Raw genomic sequence first — 18,182 nt, forward strand, 5'->3', positions numbered from 1 at the left:
CATAAAGTCAGGGTAAGAGCGGAAGGCGATACGGCTGACCGCATGGTACACTGTGCACCCTTAAAAGGGTCTTTCTCAGGCCCTGTCCCCGGATGTTTTTAGAGAAGTCGAATAAAGTGGGAATGTCTAAAACCGAACGCAAGGCTGCGGTGGCGTTATCGCTGGTCTTTTCTTCACGGATGCTGGGCCTGTTTATGGTGCTGCCCGTGTTGTCACTTTATGCCGTTGATCTGCAGGGATCGACCCCTGTGATGATCGGTCTGGCCATTGGTGCCTATGGCATCACTCAAGCCCTCTTGCAGATCCCGGTTGGCATGTTGTCAGATCGCATTGGCCGGCGCCCGGTGATTGCCGGTGGTTTGCTGCTGTTTGCACTGGGCAGTCTGGTCGCCGCTTATTCGACTTCAATTGAAGGTGTTATTGCCGGTCGCCTGCTGCAGGGGAGTGGTGCGATTGCCAGTGCGGTCACTGCATTGCTGGCTGATATTACCAAGGATGAGAATCGCAGTAAGGCCATGGCGCTGTTCGGTATGAGCATTGGTCTGGCCTTTATTGTGGCGATGATTTCCGGGCCGGTTATTGCTGCCAGCTGGGGGCTGAACGGGCTGTTTATCAGTAATGCCCTGTTGGCAATTACCGGTATTGCCTTGTTGTTTACCATTGTTCCGGCAGTACCGCGTATTGTTTCTGACCGTAAGGTGCGGCTGAAAGATATGGCGGGCAACCACTGGCTGCAGCGATTGAGCCTGGGTGTGTTTGTACTGCACTTTGTTCTGACCGGACTGTTTATGGCGGTGCCGGCCAGTCTGGAAACACTGGCAGGTTTGCCGCGGGAAGAGCATTGGTGGGTCTATCTGCTGACGCTGGTCACCTCTTTCTTCGCCATGGTGCCGTTTATGATCTGGGGCGAGAAAAAGCAGCAGCTGAAGAAGGTTCTGTCCGGTGCGGTGCTGTTGCTGACTGCGTCATTCGGGCTGATTATGCAGTGGAATACATCTCTTACCCTGCTGATCGTTGCTGTATTCGCTTTCTTTATGGCCTTCAACCTGCTTGAAGCGGTCATGCCGTCGCTGGTCAGCCGGATTGCGCCGGGTGAAGCACGAGGCGCAGCGATGGGTATCTACTCGACTTCCCAGTTTGCCGGTGCAGCACTGGGTGGTGTACTGAGTGGTTATGCCATGCAACAGGCCGGGGTTTCCGGTGTGTTAATGCTATGTATGATTGCCACTGCCCTGTGGTGGGTAATCTCTGTTACCATGAAGCAACCGCCTATTGTCAGCAGTATGGTGCTGAAACTGCACGCAGATGTCCCTCAGGATGCTGACCAGTTAACCAGGACACTGGCGGATGTCGCCGGTGTTCGAGAAGTCATCGTGATGCTTGAGGAGCAGGTTGCTTCGCTCAAGGTCTGTCGGCCGCAGCTTGATCAGGCTGCTTTGCGCCGCTACGGTGACTGGAACTGATTTTTAGTTTACATATCAAATTATCAACCGTTTTCAGGAGACAGGCTCAATGGCTCGTGGTGTCAATAAAGTCATTTTGGTCGGCAATCTGGGTAATGATCCCGACGTACGTTTTACTCCCGGTGGCAGCCCGGTAGCCAACCTGAGCGTTGCAACCAGTGAAAGCTGGACCGACCGCAACACCAACCAGCGTCAGGAACGCACTGAATGGCACCGTGTTGTTATCTTCGGCAAGCTGGCTGAAATTGCCCAGCAGTATCTGAAGAAAGGCTCCAAGGTTTACCTGGAAGGTAAACTGCAGACCCGTAAGTGGCAGGACCAGCAGGGTCAGGACCGTTACACCACTGAAATCGTGGTAGACGGCTTTGGCGGCCAGATGCAGATGCTGGACGGTCGTGAAGGCGGTGCCATGGGTGGCGGTTATGCACCTCAGGGTGGCCAGCAGCATGCTCCGGCTCCTCAGCAGCAACCGGCTCAGAACAACTTTGGTGGCCAGCCGCAGCAACAGCGTCCGGTACAGCAGAACGGCTTCGGTGGCCAGCAGCCACAACAGCCTGCACCGCAGCAGAACTACCAGCAGCCACAGCAGCAACCGGCTCCTCAGCCCAAGCCGCAGCCGGCAGCGCCGACTCCGTTTGATGGCGGTTTTGATGACGATATTCCGTTCTAAATTTCAAAACTGTTGTTAATAAAAAAAGCCCTGATCTTTCAGGGCTTTTTTGTAGTTGCTTTTATCGCTATCAAATCACTTGTTTTTTACTTCAACTGATCATCAATCATTGCCCGCAAATCCTTTTCCGGATCATGACTGTGAACCCGCTTGCCGTTAACAAAGAAACTCGGGGTTCCGGTTACGCCCAGCTCACTTCCCAGCTCCTTAGAATCAACAACAAAAGTTTTGGCTACATCGGAAGTGACGCACTTGCTGAATTTATCCATATTCAGCTTCAGCTTTCGGGCCAGATCAGCAGGACTGTCGTCGTTCAGGGATGACTGTTCCTTGAAAGCCATATTGTAATAGTTCCAGTAGGCATCGTTGCCTTGCTGACGGGCACAGTATGCACCGCGAGCCAGTCGGGTACTCAGGCCTTCCGGGGCACCACGATCTACGACCGGGAAGTCGATATGGTAGATTTTCAGTTTGTCAGGGTAGTCGGCCAGAATATTTTTCACGGCTTCTGTCGCTTTTTTGCAGTAGCCGCAACGGTAGTCAGCAAACTCAACAATGGTCACCGGTGCATCTTCTGCACCTTTCCAGGGATAAACAGTCAAATTCATATCATAAGAAGGTGCCTCTGGCTTGGGTAAGCTCAGGTTGAATTTACCTTCCTGCTTTATCTTCTCGACAACCTCTTCGTATTTCTCCAGCTGTTTGCGTGTTTCAAGCTCCTGACGAATACGGGGTTTGATTTCTTCCAGTGGAACCGGGATTTTATCTTTATAGCTGTCGAAGAATTCTTCGATTTCTTCGTCGGTAATCGGATCGATTTTCAGCAATTCACGTGCGGTTTCATCAACGGAACGGTCATCTTTGGCTGCCAGCTGGTCAACATAAAGGCTGAACAAGGCTTCATCAATCACCTGCCCCTGTTGCTCCCAGGCTTTAACCCGGGTTTCATAGAAGGCTTCCTGCAGGCGTGGCTCAAGTTGCTTTAGTGAGTAGGATTGACCTTTCCACTGGAACAGTTCAGCAGAGGCGGTGTCTGCAGCCAGGGCGGGCAGGGCCGAGGCTGCCAATACTGCAGTCATGGCACTGGCGAGAATACCGGTGCGAAAATCGAAAGCTGTACGCATGGTTACGTCCAAGATTCCCGGGGAGTTAAAGTGAGGAATTGCCATACCTGAAGAAATACAGGTATGGCGTGTATCGAAAGATTAATCAGGCGTCAGGCTTTTTACCTAACAGGCGCAGCGCATTAAGTGTAACCAATGCTGTGCCACCGGAGTCCGCCAGTACAGCAGCCCACAACCCGGTAAACCCAAACATGGTTGTTATAAGAAAGACAACTTTAAGGCCAAGTGCCAGTGTAATGTTCTGACGGATATTGGCACGTGTAGCACGAGCCAGACGAATAACACCGGGAATGGTGCTGAGACGTTCATGAGTGAGGACGGCATCAGCGGTTTCCAGTGCAACATCAGTTCCCTGACCCATAGCGATACCAACACCGGCGGCCTTGAAGGCAGGAGCATCGTTAATGCCGTCACCGACCATGGCGATTTCACCTTTCTGCTTCAGGGTTTCGATGGCAGAAACCTTGTCGGCTGGAAGTAATTCGGCCCGGAACTCAGCGCCTACTTTGCCGGCAATAGTGCTCGCAGCACGTTTGTTATCGCCTGTCAGCATAATGCTGGTGATGTGCTGCTGGTTCAGGGCTGCAACCGTTGCTGCAGCATCCTGACGCAGGGTATCACCCAAAGCGATAATGCCCTGAGGAGTGCTTTCTTTAAGCACAACAACAACAGTATTGCCTTGCTCTTCCAGTTCCTGAATGACGGGCAGCAGTTGTGAGGCTTTTTCTTTGGCTGCTTTGGGAGAAATTACTTCCACTTTCTGGCCGTTAATCTCGCCAGCAACACCAATACCGGAATAGACATGAATGTTATCTGCCATCAGAGCAGCACAGTTGCGTAGCTCGGCCTGAGCAAGAATGGCTTGTGCCAGAGGATGAGAAGACCCTTGCTCAACACTGGCTGCAAGACTGAGAACATCGGCTTCGGTGTCTTCAACAGCAATAACACGGGTTACTTCGGGCTTGCCCTGAGTCAGTGTGCCGGTTTTATCAAAGGCTACCTGCGAAATACGACCAAGTTGCTCCAGTGCTGCCCCCCCCTTGATCAGCACTCCGGCCCGAGTTGCTGCGGCCAGTGCAGAAGTAACCGCTGCTGGGGTTGATATTACAAGAGCACAGGGACAGGCAATCAGCAGCAGTGTCAGCCCTTTATATATCCACTCGATCCACTCACCACCGAAAAACAGTGGTGGTGTGACCATAACCAGCAATGCCAGGCCAAACATTATTGGTGTATAGATACGGCTGAAGCTGTCTATGAAACGCTCGATGGGCGCACGGCGCTCTTCCGCTTCTTCGATCAGTCGCAGAATACGGTCAATGGCGTTATCACCGGGTTCAGAGGTCACTTTTACTTGGGCTACTTTGTCAGCCGCCATACAGCCGGCCATAACTTTTTCGCCAATATGTCTGACTACCGGAACGGATTCTCCGGTCAGGGCACTTTCATCAAAGCTGACATTGTCGGTCAGCAATTCACCATCAATCGGAAGCCGGTCACCGGAGCGAACTTCAATAATATCTCCGGGCTGTAATGTGCTGGCCATCACTTCTTGCCGAGAGCCGTTTGATATCAGTAATGCGGTATCCGGTGTCAAAGCCATCAGTTGTTTAACACCCTGCCGGGCGCGCCCGGCAGCGTAGCCTTCCAGTAGCTCACCAAATGAAAACAGCAGTAATACCATGGCTGCTTCTACTGTCTCACCCAGCAACAGGGCACCGATAGCAGCAACACTCATCAGGGTTTCGATACCGAACCAGGTGCCGTTTTTAACCAGTTCGATGGATTTTTTTACAAATGGAATCAGGCCAAAGAGAGTGGCAACACTGAACACAATCTGCCCGACTGATGGCTGAAGCTGGAGTGTAATGCCGGCAAAGATCATCAGAACAGTCAGGCTGATCAAGTGCCAGTGAGTCTGCCAGAAGGGCTTGGTGTCTTGTTCTGCTTCCTGACTGGATCTCAGGGTGAATCCAAGTGAGCTGACTTTATCTTTAATGGTGGTGACGGAGCATATCGCAGGATCAATCTCCACTATCAACCGTTCGGTCGCAAAGGCAACACGAGAGCTGTAAACACCGCTCATCCCTTTCAGGGCATTCTCGACTTTGGCTGCACAACTCGGACAGTCCATACCCTGAACTGTCCAGTCATGACGTTGGAGGGATGCACGGGTTTTTCTGGTTTCAGTTTTGGGTGACTGAGTCTGACAGGTTGATTTTTTGGAGGAGCAGCACGATGACATCACTGATACCAAGCATGAATGATATTTTATATGAATATAATTTCATATGAATAAATTATCAACTGTTGTGTGAGACTGTTTCCGTATCAAAACCATGCTCGTTAGCACTCAACCTTTGAAGCATGAGGCCGAAGGTACCAAGAGATATTGTTCCGTTTTTAATTGATCGCTTAACGCCACAGGCATCAGGGAAGATCATGTCGGCTGATAAAATTCAGGAATCAAAATTCTGGCCGGGCAGGCTGGCAACCAGTCTGTTCTTCTGGTTTATGCTGCTGTCGATGGTGCCGGTTGGCATCATTGGCTTTGTCGAATATGACAAGGGCAAAAGTGTCATTGTGGAGAACAAGTATCATGAGTTATCCACAGTCAATCAGTTGTTGAGCCGGCGACTGAATGAATATTTTGAGTCGATTGTGACCAACCTCTATGTTCGGGCAGAGCTTGCCGAGAAGTTTGTCGGGCAACTTTCCGAGGGGCTGGAAGCCAGTCGTCAAACATTACCTGAGTATGTAAGAAGTGATGGCTATTACGCTCTGACTGACAAGTACAGCAATGATCTGCTGTCTTTCCTGCGTTTTTATGATTATTCCGATGTGTTGATAGGCGATCGTGAAGGCAACCTGCTTTATACCGTTAATGGTTATGAAGATCTTGGACAAAATCTTTTTTCAGGAGACTTGAGAGATACGAAGCTGACTTCTGCCGTCATTAAGAGTTTCCGCTCCCGGCTACCGCAGTTTTCGGATGTTGGCCGTTATGAGCCTGTAGGTGACGATAAGGTTTGTTTCTTTGTGCTGCCGTTAGTCAATCGTGAGCAGGAAGTTTCCGGTTTTTTGGCCGTGCAACTCTATGCCGGTGTGGTTCAGGAGTTTTTCAACCAAGGGATGAGTCTGGGAGATGGCACAACATCCTATCTGGTTGGGAAGGATAAAAGAGTTCGGTTTGGCGAAGGCTTGAATACTACTGAGGTGATGAGCCGCTCTTCAGATACCGAACTGATACAGTTTTGGCTTAATCACCTCGAAGATGAGACTGGTGAATATACGGAGCATGATCATGGCTCAAGTATTGAGTTTGCACTGGAGGAAAGTGCAGATGATCATGGACACGATGACAGTGAGCATTCTGAAGATAAGGCTGAGCATGAAGATCATATGAGGCAGATGATGGCTCATATAAAGAATTATCAGAATGCTCAGGGTGAGAAGGTGCTGGGTGTATTCAGCCCGATTTCCATTGCCGGTACTTCCATGGCGCTGGTTTCCGAAGTTACGGAAAAATGGGCTTTTGCTTCTATTGCCGAGTTCCGTACCCGTCTGTTGCTGGTTTCCCTGATCACAAGCGTAATGGTGCTGCTGGCAGCAGCGATGATTACCCGACGAATGGTCAAGCCGATCAGAATGATTACCGGTTGGGTACAGCGTGTAGCGGCTGGTGAATTTGTACAGGGTCGGGTATTAAGTCAACGCAATGAAATCGGGGATTTGAGCCGCAGTTTCAGTGTGATGACTGAACAGCTGAGGCAAGCCAGTGAAGAAGGTAATCATCGAAGCTGGGTTCAGGATGGTCAGGCGGGGCTTAATGACTGTATTCGTGGTGAGCATGACTTAACCAAACTGGCTACTGCGATTATCAGCTATATGGCACGCTATCTGGAGATTCCGCTGGCGGCAATTTATATCCTGAATGAAGAAGAACAGGCACTCAAGCTCATGGGGGCCTATGCCTGGCAGCGGCGCAAGCATAGTAATAATGCCTTTAAGCTGGGGGAGGGCCTGGTAGGACAGGCTGCACTGGAAAATCAGGCAATAGAAGTTGATAGCCTGCCTGAAGGCTACTTCTCAATTCGCTCAGGTATGGGAGAAATGGCACCACATATGGTGCTGGTGACACCCTTCTCCCATAACGGCAAGGTTAAGGGCGTTATTGAATTTGCTCTGGTACATGAACTGAGTGAATTGAAAACAGAATTTATTGCCCAGTCTCTGGATAAGGTGGCCAGCTCGGTTCACTCGGCTCAGGCTCGGGGAAAAATGAATGTGCTGCTGGAGCAGACGACACGTCAGTCTGAAGCCATGAAGCAACAGCAGGAGGAGCTTAAGTCAGTCAACGAAGAGTTGGAAAACAGGGCTCAGGTACTGGAAGAGTCTGAAGAAGAAATGCGGGCCCAGAGTGAGGAACTGCAGAAATCCAATGCTGAGCTGGAAGAGAAAACTGAACAGCTGCAGCAGCAAAAATATGAAATAGAACAAAAGAATATTGCTATTCAGGCCGCCAGTGATGAAGTGAACCGCAAGGCAAAAGAGCTGGCTCAGGCCAGTAAGTACAAGTCAGAGTTTCTGGCCAATATGTCCCATGAGTTGCGTACACCCCTGAACTCTTTGCTGCTGCTGTCGCAAATGCTGGCTAACAATGACGACGGTAACCTGAATGAGGACCAGATCGAATCTGCGCAGGTTATCTACAACGGTGGTAAAGATTTACTTGATTTGATTAACGATATTCTTGATCTGTCCAAGGTTGAAGCAGGCAAGATGACCGTTACGCTGGAAGATGTGGAGCTGAAGGAGATTGCCAAAACCCTGCAGTTACAGTTTGCTCCTCTGGCCAAAGATAAGGGACTGGATTATGTGGTGACGCTGGATGAAAACGCACCGCAGTTCATCATGAGTGACAGTCAGCGACTGTTGCAGATTATCAAGAATTTCCTCAGTAACGCCTTCAAGTTTACTGCTGAAGGGCAGGTCAGCATTGATATCAAACCGGTTTCTTTCTCAGAGCGGGCCGGAGAGGGTGTTAAAACCATGCTGGCTTTTGGTGTAACAGACCAGGGCATTGGTATTCCGAAAGAAAAGCAGGATGCGATCTTTGAAGCCTTCCAGCAGGCTGACGGCTCTACCAGTCGACAGTACGGTGGAACTGGTCTGGGGCTGGCTATTTCAAAAGAAATGGCTGGTTTGCTGGGTGGGCATATTGGTATTGAGAGTGAAGAAGGCAAGGGCAGCACTTTTTCTCTTTATCTGCCGATCGATCTGGCCTGTTCTCTCGGTGGTAACAGTGTTGAAGCGGATTATAAGCCGGGCACTGAGACATCAGCGCTTGAATCTTCAGCTAGTGAGGGGGTTACTGTAAGCACTGATGAAGTGGATATTGCAGAAATCAGTGATAAGGCCAGAGAGTTAGACATTCCTGATGTATTCCTTAATCCGGAACAGCCAAAAGAAGAATCTCAACCTGCTGCGGTTGCGACTACTCCGGATATACCGGATGTATTCCTGAATGCGGCGCAACCCGTTGAACAGAGCGAACCTGCTGAGAAGGCAATAGAGCCAGAAGAAAAAGTATCCACAGAACCTGAACAACAACCTGAATCTGCTGCAGACACTATTCAGAATATGAACATGTTGCAGGATGACAGGAAAAGTATCAGTCGTGATGACCGGGTATTGCTGGTGGTTGAAGACGATCGCCGATTTGGAGACATACTGGCTAAATCATCCCGCAAGCAGGGGTACAAATTCTTGTATGCAGAAACGGGTAAAGCCGGCCTGATGCTGGCAAAACATTACCGACCGGATGCGATTGTGCTGGATCTTGGCCTGCCGGATATGGATGGACAGGATGTACTACAGGAACTGAAAGAGGATGAATCAACCGCTACGATTCCGGTGCATATTGTTTCAGGTCGCGATCCGGATGGCTTCAATAATAGCGGCACCCTCAGCTATCTGGTCAAGCCGGTATCCAATGAACAGCTGAACAAACTGTTTTTGACCTTGCAGCACATCAAGGATGGTGAAATCCGCAAGGTCTTGCTGGTGGATGGCGATGATGGCAGTGGCAAGGTTATGGCAAAACTGCTGGGTCAGAAGAAGGCCAAGGTCTGTCATGTAAAGACCATGAAAGCAGCGTTGAAAACTTTCAGTACAAAAAACTGGCAGTGCCTGATTGTGGATGTGGACCTACCGGATGGCAGCGGTCTGGACTTACTTAAGCAGCTGGAAAAAGTTGAAGGAAAGGATCTGCCGCCGGTTATTGTTCATGCTGGACGTACTTTGGGTGAAGAAGAGCACCGCGCGCTACAGAAGTATACCCACAGTATGATAATGAAGGGTGAACACTCAGATGAGCGGATGAATGATGAAGTCTCTCTGTTTATGCACAGTGTTCAGAAATCGGATAACAAGCCAGTGCCGGAAGTGAAGGCAAAGCCTCCTGCAGGTAATGGTGGTGAGAAAACACTCAAAGGAAAGAAAATTCTGCTGGTGGATGATGACCTGAGAAATACCTTTGCGCTGTCCAAGGCGCTGCAGGCTCAGGGGCTGGATATCACCATTGCCGATAATGGTCAGATGGCACTTGATAAGCTGGCTGAAACAGAAGGCATTGATCTGGTACTGATGGATATCATGATGCCGGTAATGGATGGTTATGAAGCCACCCAAAAGATACGAGAGAACAAGGCCTGGAAAGATTTGCCGGTTATTGCACTGACCGCCAAGGCGATGGCGGATGACCGGGCGAAGTGTATTGACGCCGGAGCTAACGATTATCTGACCAAACCGGTGGATATGAGTAAGCTGACAGAAATGATGAAACTGTGGCTCTATCGCTAAAAAAGGTTAATTGCTAAGCATGGGTACAACAGGCAGGGAAGCCGACGAGATAAAAGTGCTGCTGGAAGCAGTGTATCTCCGCCATGGTTTTGATTACCGCAACTATGCCATGGCTTCCTTACGGCGGCGGGTTCATAAAGTGCTGGATGAGTCCGGTATCAAACAGATAATTGATCTGGTCCCGGCGATATGGAATGACGACAAGGTTGCTTCAGACTTTCTGCGGGTGATGTCGATTCCGGTCACTGAAATGTTTCGGGATCCGCCATTCTTTATTGAATTGCGGGAAAAAGTACTGCCGATTCTGGAAACCTATCCTTTTATCAAAATCTGGCATGCGGGCTGTGCAACCGGTGAAGAAGTATTGTCCATGGCAATACTGTTGCGTGAGGCCGGGCTGGAAAAGAGGGTCAGAATCTATGCCACGGATTATAACGATCAGGTGCTGAAGGCCGCGAAGGAAGGCATCTACTCAATGGACAAAATTCCCCTGTTTGAATCGAACTATCAGGATGCACAGGGGAAGGGCAAACTCTCGGATTACTATCACGCACGTTATGATCAGGCCAAGTTTGATCCTGAACTGCTGTCTAATGTGACCTTTGCCAATCATAACCTGGTCACTGACGGTGTTTTCGGTGAGATGAACCTGATTCTGTGCCGAAATGTGCTGATTTATTTCAACAAGGAATTACAACAACGGGTTTTTCGTCTGATAACAGACAGCCTTTGTCCCAGAGGTATTCTGGGGCTTGGCAATGGTGAAAGTCTGAGGTTTTCACCTTTGGCACGACATTATGAACATATCGATGCCAGCCTGCGGCTGTATCGGAAAAAGCTATGAGCCGTTATAAGGCTGTTGTTATCGGAGCCTCTGCAGGGGGCTTTGAATTGCTGGTCAACCTGCTTGAAGCTCTGCCTGCAAGTTTTCCGTTACCGGTATTGGTGGTGATTCATACGGCATCGAGCGGCAACACCTTATCCCAGGCGCTGGCCAAAGCAGCATCACTGTCTGTGGTTGAAGGTGTTGATAAACAGACCATACAGCAGGGACGGATTGTTGTTGCTCCCGGTGGCTACCATATGCTGGTAGAAGATGAGGGCTATATCAGTCTTTGTGTTGGAGAGCGGGTTTGTCACTCCAGACCGTCTATTGATGTGCTGTTTGAATCCGCTGCTGATGTATATGGCGACAAGCTCATTGGTGTCATTTTGAGTGGAGCCAACAGGGATGGTGCGAATGGCATGAAATACCTGTGTGATCAGGGTGGCTTGCCTGTTGTTCAGGATCCGGCAACAGCGGTTTCTCCGGTGATGCCCAAAGCAGTATTAAAGCAATGTGACGTTGAACATATTGTAAAACCGGAAGAAATTCCGGAATTACTTGTCCAGTTAGCTCAATAGAGCAGATATAGAGACTAGAAGGAATCCAGGGAATGGATGGAACCCAGGTCAAACTGTTAGTGGTTGATGACCGGCCGGAAAACCTGCTGGCCATGGATAAGTTGTTAAAACCGCTGGGAGCGGAAATCCATAAGGCCAACTCGGGCGAGGAAGCCTTGAAAATGGTGCTGCGACATCATTTTGCCCTGATTCTGCTGGATGTGCAGATGCCAGGTATGGATGGTTTTGAAACCGCAGCACTGCTTCACAGTAACAGTCAGACTGCCAGCATTCCGATTATCTTTGTGACTGCCTTGAATAAGGATGAAGCCTACGTCAGTAAGGGCTACAAAACAGGAGCTGTCGACTATCTACCCAAGCCAATCAATCCCGATATTTTGATGGGCAAGGTCAAAGTATTCCTAAGGCTGGAACAGCAGCATCTAGAGATGGATAAACTGAACAGTCAGCTCAAGGCTGTCAGCAAACAGAATCAGATGCTGCTGGATTGTGCCGGTGAAGGCATTGTTGGCGTTAATCCACAGGGGCATGTGGTCTTCAGTAACCCTGTAGCTTGTCAGCTGCTGGGAGTGCAGGAGCAAGAACTGAAGGGACAGAAAGTAGATCAGTATCTGGCCGATGACTCGGACTCGGAAGAGGGTGGAAACTGGGTAGAAAGCCGACTGCATCAGGATTGTCTGAAAGATGGCAGTGGTTTTCAGCATAAGGGCAATCTTCGCCCACCGGGCAGGGCAAGCTTTCCTGCCGAGTTTAATGTTTCCCCGATTCTGGATGACAGTCAGCAGGTGACAGGTGCCGTTATCGTATTTCAGGATATTACTGAGCGGCAGAAGCTGGAAGATAAACTGATTCGCATGGCCCGTTATGACAACCTGACCGGGCTGGCAAACCGCTCGCTGTTTATGGAGTTCATCAATACTTCCATTGCTCGTAGTCAGCGCCGTGAGCGCACAACGGCCGTTGCCTTTATTGACCTTGACCACTTCAAGCAGATCAACGACACCATGGGACATGATGCAGGTGATGACCTGTTGATCAGTGCTGCTGCACGTCTGAAAACCTGTGTCCGGGAAGGTGATATGGTGGCACGTCTGGGTGGTGATGAATTTGCTATTGTGCTGGATGACTTAGCTAAGCCACAGGATGCTGCTCATATTGCAGAGAAAATTCTGCAGTCTTTCAGCCGCGCGCATTTACTTGGTAAGAAAGAAGTTAAAGTGGGTACCAGTATCGGTATTGCAACATTCCCTGATGCCGGAAAAACAGCAGAAGAAATTATCAAGGCCGCTGATACGGCGATGTATGTCTCCAAGAAGAGTGGTCGGAACAGCTACAACATGTATCAGCAGGGAATGAAGGTAAGTGGTGAGGGCTGACAAAGCAAAATCTGTAAAGTTATAAGACCATTTAAAGGTAAATAAAAAGCCGAGCTTTGGAATGGTCTTTACTATTATCTCAGGGAAGATTTTCTAGCATTAATCGTGGTGCTCAGAGTCGTAGTCTGTTTCATCAAGAATCACGAAGCTGATAAAAGTAGTTGTCAGTGTAATGAGCATAACGACAGGTACCGCAGGGAAAAACAACATCAATAGTCCGGCAAAAATCCAGACTGTTTTAACTATTCTCTTCTTTTGTTCATAAACAGTTGTTGCTTGATGATTTTCTGTTTGACGGGTTTGTTTTGGGGCCGGAACCGGCTTGGCATATAACTCAAACAGGGTCTTAAGCATCACGAACAGCAATTGCATCAGTCACTCCTTTGACTAACTTCTAACGCCGACTCTTTTAACGATAGCCGAAATTTGCCGCCATTTGCAGCCAAAAGCGGGATGAGTATTCGGTTTTTCTCGGGTATGATGCGGTTTGCCGAAGCGGCCGACAGAATAATAATTTCCCTTCAGCGCGACTGAAGTAACCTTCCGGGGGATTTATGGCTGAATATAAAGCACCACTGAGAGATATCCGCTTTGTCCTGAATGAAGTCTTTGAAGCTGACAAGCAGTGGGCCACCATGCCCGGCTTGTCCGAAGTCGACCGGGAAATGGCGGATGCCATTCTTGAAGAGGCCGGCAAGGTCACCGCTAACCTGATTGCTCCCCTGAACCGTTCCGGTGATGAAGAAGGCGCGACATGGAATGAAGGTCAGGTCACTACACCTGAAGGCTTTAAAGAAGCTTTTGCGACCTTTGCCGAAGGTGGCTGGGTTGGTCTGACCGGTAATCCCGAGTTTGGTGGCATGGGTATGCCCAAGGCGCTGGCTGTACAGTATGAAGAGATGATATACAGTGCCAACAACTCCTTTGCCCTGTATCCGACCCTGACTGCAGGTGCCTGCCTTGCAATTAATGCTCATGCTTCCGAAGAGCTGAAGCAAGCTTATCTGCCTAACATGTACGGCGGCGTCTGGGCCGGTTCCATGTGTCTGACCGAGCCTCATTCCGGTACTGACCTTGGCATTATTCGTACCAAGGCCGAGCCTCAGGCCGATGGCAGCTACAACGTGACCGGTACCAAGATCTTTATTACCGGCGGTGAGCACGATCTCAATGAGAACATTATTCACCTGGTACTGGCCAAGCTGCCTGATGCACCGGCAGGCCCACGGGGTATTTCCCTGTTCCTGGTGCCCAAGGTACTGGTAAATGAAGATGGTTCGTTGGGTGAAGCCAACAGCGTCAGCTGTGGTTCCATTGAACACAAGATGGGCATCAAGGCGTCCGCTACCTGTGTGATGAACTTTGATGGCGCCAAAGGCTATCTGGTAGGTGAGCTGAACAAGGGTCTGGCGGCCATGTTCACCATGATGAACTATGAGCGCTTGTCCATTGGTATCCAGGGACTGGGTTGCTCGGAAATGAGCTACCAGAGTGCACTGGAATATGCCCGCGAGCGTATCCAGGGACGAGCTGCAACGGGTGCGGTACAACCAGAGAAAGCTGCTGATCCTATTATCGTGCATCCTGATGTTCGTCGTATGCTGCTGAATATCAAGGCGCTGACTGAAGCGGGTCGTGCATTCTCTACCTACACTGCGATGCAGCTTGACCAGATGAAGTATGCTGAAAGTGCCGAAAAGCGCCAGCAGGCAGAAAACCTGGTAGCACTACTGACGCCTGTCACCAAGGCATTCTTTACCGATATCGGACTGAATAACTGTATTGATGGTCAGCAGGTATTTGGTGGTCACGGTTACATTCGTGAATGGGGTCAGGAACAGCTGGTACGTGATGTGCGTATCGCCCAGATCTATGAAGGCACCAACGGTATTCAGGCACTGGATCTGATGGGACGTAAGGTGGTTGCCAATGGCGGCCAGTTCTTCCGTGAGTTTACCGGACAGATGAATGCTTTCATGGCTGAGCAGGAATCAGCAGAAATGGCTGAATTTATCGAGCCGCTGAAGGCTGCTGTCTCCAGTCTGGAAGAGTTGACTGAGCTGGTAATTGAAAAATCAGGGCAGAATCCGAATGAAGTGGGTGCAGCTTCTGTAGAATATCTGCATGCCTTTGGCTATACCGTATACGGCTGGATGTGGGCCATTATGGCGGCCAAGTCACAACAGGCTCTGGCAGAAGGTACAACCGAGCCGGAATTCTATGCCGCCAAGCTCTCAACTGCGCGCTATTACTTCCAGCGTATTTTGCCGCGTACTTTGAGTCTGACTGAAACAGTCAAGGCTGGCAGTGACTCCCTGTTCGAGCTGGATGCCGATCACTTCTGATCTGTTTTTAGCTGACCGAACACTGTCCTGAATTAGAAAGCCCCGCTTTTTAGCGGGGCTTTCTATTTTAGAGAAGGGTTCAGACAAATTTTTGCAGTGCTGCCGAGGTCTTCTGGTGAGCGACTTTCAGGCGAGGTAACAGCGGTCCAATCGCATCCAGGTCTCCGGACTTGGCTAACTGCTCAATTTCTTTGGCGACCTCTCCCAGAATAAGGGCGCCAACATTATTGCTACTGGACTTCAGGGTGTGCGCTGCCCGAATCAGAATATCTTTATCGGCTTCCTGATTGGCCTTGTGGATATCGTCAACATGGCGGGGCGAATCTTCCAGATAACTTTCTATCAGACTGCCAAACTCGTCTTCCATGATTTCTTTCAGGGTTTCGAGAGTAGTGTCGTCAATCAGCCCGGTATCATCCATGGGCTCCTCCGGCTCATTATTAGTGGCGACATCATCTGTCGTTGACTGTTCCGCAGAAGAATTATTTGATTCCTGTACTTGTTGCACGGCGTCTGCCTGCTTGTCTCCGTATAACCAGGTTGCCAGTTTTTCCTGCAGTAATCCGGCTTTGATCGGCTTACTCAGGTAATCGTCCATACCTGCGGCAAGGCATTTCTCACGATCACCGGCCATGGCATTGGCGGTCATTGCAATAACGGGCAATCTGGGCTTGCGTTGCTGCTCTTCTCTGCGGCGGATATTCCGAGTGGCTTCATAACCGCTCATAACCGGCATCTGGCAGTCCATCAGTACCAGGTTGTAGTTCTTGTCTGCGGTAGCATCGACAGCTTCCTGGCCATCACTGGCAACTTCAACATTTAGGCCCATTTTGCTGAGGATACTGATGGCAACCTTCTGGTTAACAATATTGTCTTCTACCAGCAGAATGCTTTCACCCTGGAAGCTCTTTTGTAGTGTGTGAGTGAGCTGGGCTTTGTTATCGGTTTCGATATGGTGCTGGTCCATTACATGCATCAAGGTATCCAGCAATCGGGACTGCTTGAATGGCTTGGAAAGACAGGCATCAAGTCCGTTCTTGCGCTGGGCTCGGCGGGTAATAAAACCGGCAGATGTCAGCATGATCCGGCGGGTTTTTTCCAGTTCAGGGGTTTCGCTGATTTTCTGGGATAATCCAAGCCCGTCCATGTCCGGCATATCCAGATCCAGCAGGGCGATATCGAATGGTTTGCCCTGATCATATGCCTTGTGAAGTTTATCCAGTGCTTCCTTGCTGTTGGATGCTTCGTCGTGGTTGATACCCCAGGATGTCAGGTAATGGTCGAGTATTTCCCGGTTGGTGGCATTGTCGTCAACAATCAGGGCGGAAATACCTTCAAGTGCATGACTGGGCTCGGTGTAAGTTGTCAGCTTGGATGAGGAAACCTCGCAATCCAGTGTGAAGAAGAAGCAGGATCCTTTGCCTTCTTCACTGGTAACTTCAAGTTTGCCTCCCATTAGTTCGACCAGCTGGCGTGAGATTGCCAGCCCGAGGCCTGTACCACCAAACTTTCGGGTGGTAGAACCATCGGCTTGGGTAAAGGCAGAAAACAGTCTTGGGAGCACCTCTTTGGAGATACCGATACCGGTATCGCTGACACTGAATTTGAGTGAAGCCCGTTCGTCATTCTTCTCTACAACATCGACTCGGACGACAACTTCACCCTTTTCCGTAAACTTCACCGCATTGCCAATCAGGTTGGTCAGTACCTGACGAACCCGAATCGGATCGCCCAGCACAACGGGAGGTAGTTCTACTGCGGTATAGCAGGCCAGTTCCAGATGCTTTTCCTTGGCATGGCGAGCCAGCAGGGCACAGACTTCGTCGGCAATATCGCCGGGGCTCATATCTACCGCCTCGATCTCCATCTTGCCGGCTTCAATCTTGGAATAATCAAGTATGTCGTTGATGATTTGCAGCAGTGAGTCGGCAGAGCTGTAGGCTGTATTGAGGAAGTCGTTCTGTTCCTGGTCCAGTTGGGTACCCCGCAGCAACTCAAGCATGCCCAGCACGCCATTCATCGGGGTGCGAATCTCGTGGCTCATATTAGCCAGGAACGCACTCTTGGTCTTTGCAGCTTCCAGCGCCATTTCCTTGGCTTCGTTCGCTTCCTGAATGATGACTTTTAATTCGCTGTTGGCATGCTTCAGTTTGCGGGTACGTTCTTCAACCGTAACTTCCAGATTCTGACGTTGTTGCTGCAGCTTGGTATCGCGGCTGGATACCTGATCCAGCATGGTGTTGAAGAAGTCGTAGAGATCGCCAATCTCGTCATTGCTGACCTTCTTGACGCGTTTGTCGTAGGCCTCATCGCTGGCAATGGATTGCATGGTTTCTGACAGATTTACAATCGGGTGTGAAAGTCCGCGTTGCAAGCGAGCAGCCAGAATGTAGGCAACCATGATAGACAGTGCCGCAGTCAATAATGCCAGCATCAGGTTGAAGCCAACCTGCTGGTAAATTGTCGTAAAGTTGGAGCGAACCAGAACGGTGCCCAAGCGCTCATCGTCCAGAATGATGGGGTGAAAAATATCAACGTAACTCTTGCGAAGGTTGATATTTACCTTGTTCTGGCTGAGAGGAACATTCATGGAGGCATGAGGGTTGATCATGCCGGGTGTTATCGTGGCAAACTCTGTGCCGTCTTCACCATAAATAGCACCGTAAATAATAGATGGATCAACAGATAAGCCTTCCAGCTGCTGTCTAGCCTGAGCACTGTCGTCGAAGATCAATGCCCCCTGACTGTTGGAGGCGACGACTTCAGCCAGCAACTCCAGACGTTCAATCAGGGTATTCCTGGCCTTCAGAATATCGCTGGCAGAATGTACCAGTAAGCTAACCAGCAGAGCTGCACCTGCTGTCAGCATCATGGTAAATCGCAGCCTTTTCTTGATTGGCAGCCGCTTTAACGGTGGTTTGCTTGAGGCGTCCATG

11 protein-coding genes are annotated in these 18,182 nt (G+C 49.9%); 7 read left to right on the top strand and 4 right to left on the bottom strand.

Going from position 1 to position 18,182, the window contains the following annotated elements; genetic code table 11:
- Nucleotides 1–122 precede the first annotated feature (122 nt).
- Both ACYZZ0_RS21345 and ssb read left to right on the top strand, forming a co-directional pair.
- The gene (locus ACYZZ0_RS21345; protein ID WP_461538693.1) at nucleotides 123–1,463 is read left to right on the top strand and encodes an MFS transporter; all 1,341 of its coding nucleotides are present in this window, start codon (nucleotides 123–125) and stop codon (nucleotides 1,461–1,463) included.
- Between the two features lie 49 nt (nucleotides 1,464–1,512).
- A complete protein-coding gene (gene ssb / locus ACYZZ0_RS21350; protein ID WP_461538694.1) occupies nucleotides 1,513–2,133 on the top strand; it encodes a single-stranded DNA-binding protein in 621 nt (206 codons plus the stop codon).
- Nucleotides 2,134–2,219: 86 nt separating this feature from the next.
- On the opposite strand, the gene ACYZZ0_RS21355 is transcribed toward ssb, so the two are convergent.
- Both ACYZZ0_RS21355 and ACYZZ0_RS21360 read right to left on the bottom strand, forming a co-directional pair.
- Nucleotides 2,220–3,257: a DsbA family protein gene (locus tag ACYZZ0_RS21355; protein ID WP_461538695.1), complete on the bottom strand. Its 1,038-nt coding sequence runs from the start codon at nucleotides 3,255–3,257 to the stop codon at nucleotides 2,220–2,222.
- Between the two features lie 85 nt (nucleotides 3,258–3,342).
- Complete coding sequence (locus ACYZZ0_RS21360) at nucleotides 3,343–5,502, bottom strand: zinc/cadmium/mercury/lead-transporting ATPase (RefSeq protein ID WP_461538696.1); 2,160 nt, start codon at nucleotides 5,500–5,502, stop codon at nucleotides 3,343–3,345.
- 197 nt (nucleotides 5,503–5,699) lie between these two features.
- Here ACYZZ0_RS21360 and ACYZZ0_RS21365 point away from each other — a divergent pair, with 197 nt between their 5' ends.
- The 4 genes from ACYZZ0_RS21365 to ACYZZ0_RS21380 are packed head-to-tail and all read left to right on the top strand — an operon-like array spanning nucleotide 5,700 to nucleotide 12,901.
- Nucleotides 5,700–10,121, top strand: a complete 4,422-nt coding sequence (locus tag ACYZZ0_RS21365) for a response regulator (protein ID WP_461538697.1) — start codon at nucleotides 5,700–5,702, stop codon at nucleotides 10,119–10,121.
- A 19-nt stretch (nucleotides 10,122–10,140) separates the two neighbouring features.
- Nucleotides 10,141–10,965 (top strand): CheR family methyltransferase, encoded by an 825-nt coding sequence (locus ACYZZ0_RS21370; RefSeq protein WP_461538698.1) that lies wholly within the window; start codon nucleotides 10,141–10,143, stop codon nucleotides 10,963–10,965.
- On the top strand, nucleotides 10,962–11,525 hold the full coding sequence (locus ACYZZ0_RS21375; protein WP_461538699.1) for a chemotaxis protein CheB: 564 nt from the start codon (nucleotides 10,962–10,964) through the stop codon (nucleotides 11,523–11,525). The genes ACYZZ0_RS21370 and ACYZZ0_RS21375 overlap by 4 nt, the downstream gene beginning before the upstream one ends.
- Before the next feature lie 32 nt (nucleotides 11,526–11,557).
- Nucleotides 11,558–12,901, top strand: coding sequence for a diguanylate cyclase domain-containing protein (locus tag ACYZZ0_RS21380; protein WP_461538700.1), 1,344 nt, complete (start codon nucleotides 11,558–11,560; stop codon nucleotides 12,899–12,901).
- A gap of 99 nt (nucleotides 12,902–13,000) precedes the next feature.
- Here the strand turns inward: ACYZZ0_RS21380 and ACYZZ0_RS21385 are convergent, their stop codons facing one another.
- Nucleotides 13,001–13,273, bottom strand: a complete 273-nt coding sequence (locus tag ACYZZ0_RS21385; protein WP_461538701.1) for a hypothetical protein — start codon at nucleotides 13,271–13,273, stop codon at nucleotides 13,001–13,003.
- 182 nt (nucleotides 13,274–13,455) lie between these two features.
- Here ACYZZ0_RS21385 and ACYZZ0_RS21390 point away from each other — a divergent pair, with 182 nt between their 5' ends.
- Nucleotides 13,456–15,246: an acyl-CoA dehydrogenase C-terminal domain-containing protein gene (locus ACYZZ0_RS21390; RefSeq protein ID WP_461538702.1), complete on the top strand. Its 1,791-nt coding sequence runs from the start codon at nucleotides 13,456–13,458 to the stop codon at nucleotides 15,244–15,246.
- 79 nt (nucleotides 15,247–15,325) lie between these two features.
- Here the strand turns inward: ACYZZ0_RS21390 and ACYZZ0_RS21395 are convergent, their stop codons facing one another.
- The gene (locus ACYZZ0_RS21395; RefSeq protein WP_461538703.1) at nucleotides 15,326–18,181 is read right to left on the bottom strand and encodes a hybrid sensor histidine kinase/response regulator; all 2,856 of its coding nucleotides are present in this window, start codon (nucleotides 18,179–18,181) and stop codon (nucleotides 15,326–15,328) included.
- Nucleotide 18,182 lies beyond the last annotated feature (1 nt).

This window comes from Spongorhabdus nitratireducens (assembly GCA_947387575.1).
In the GTDB taxonomy this organism is placed as follows: domain Bacteria; phylum Pseudomonadota; class Gammaproteobacteria; order Pseudomonadales; family Endozoicomonadaceae; genus CANDOC01.

What these genes read in the sequence shown, in the direction of transcription:
- ACYZZ0_RS21355 (WP_461538695.1), bottom strand. Translation starts at nt 3,257, where the DNA reads ATGCGTACAGCTTTCGATTTTCGCACCGGTATTCTCGCCAGTGCCATG.
- ssb (WP_461538694.1), top strand. Translation starts at nt 1,513, where the DNA reads ATGGCTCGTGGTGTCAATAAAGTCATTTTGGTCGGCAATCTGGGTAAT.
- ACYZZ0_RS21385 (WP_461538701.1), bottom strand. Translation starts at nt 13,273, where the DNA reads ATGCAATTGCTGTTCGTGATGCTTAAGACCCTGTTTGAGTTATATGCC.
- ACYZZ0_RS21395 (WP_461538703.1), bottom strand. Translation starts at nt 18,181, where the DNA reads ATGGACGCCTCAAGCAAACCACCGTTAAAGCGGCTGCCAATCAAGAAA.
- ACYZZ0_RS21370 (WP_461538698.1), top strand. Translation starts at nt 10,141, where the DNA reads ATGGGTACAACAGGCAGGGAAGCCGACGAGATAAAAGTGCTGCTGGAA.
- ACYZZ0_RS21375 (WP_461538699.1), top strand. Translation starts at nt 10,962, where the DNA reads ATGAGCCGTTATAAGGCTGTTGTTATCGGAGCCTCTGCAGGGGGCTTT.
- ACYZZ0_RS21390 (WP_461538702.1), top strand. Translation starts at nt 13,456, where the DNA reads ATGGCTGAATATAAAGCACCACTGAGAGATATCCGCTTTGTCCTGAAT.
- ACYZZ0_RS21360 (WP_461538696.1), bottom strand. Translation starts at nt 5,502, where the DNA reads ATGTCATCGTGCTGCTCCTCCAAAAAATCAACCTGTCAGACTCAGTCA.
- ACYZZ0_RS21365 (WP_461538697.1), top strand. Translation starts at nt 5,700, where the DNA reads ATGTCGGCTGATAAAATTCAGGAATCAAAATTCTGGCCGGGCAGGCTG.
- ACYZZ0_RS21380 (WP_461538700.1), top strand. Translation starts at nt 11,558, where the DNA reads ATGGATGGAACCCAGGTCAAACTGTTAGTGGTTGATGACCGGCCGGAA.
- ACYZZ0_RS21345 (WP_461538693.1), top strand. Translation starts at nt 123, where the DNA reads ATGTCTAAAACCGAACGCAAGGCTGCGGTGGCGTTATCGCTGGTCTTT.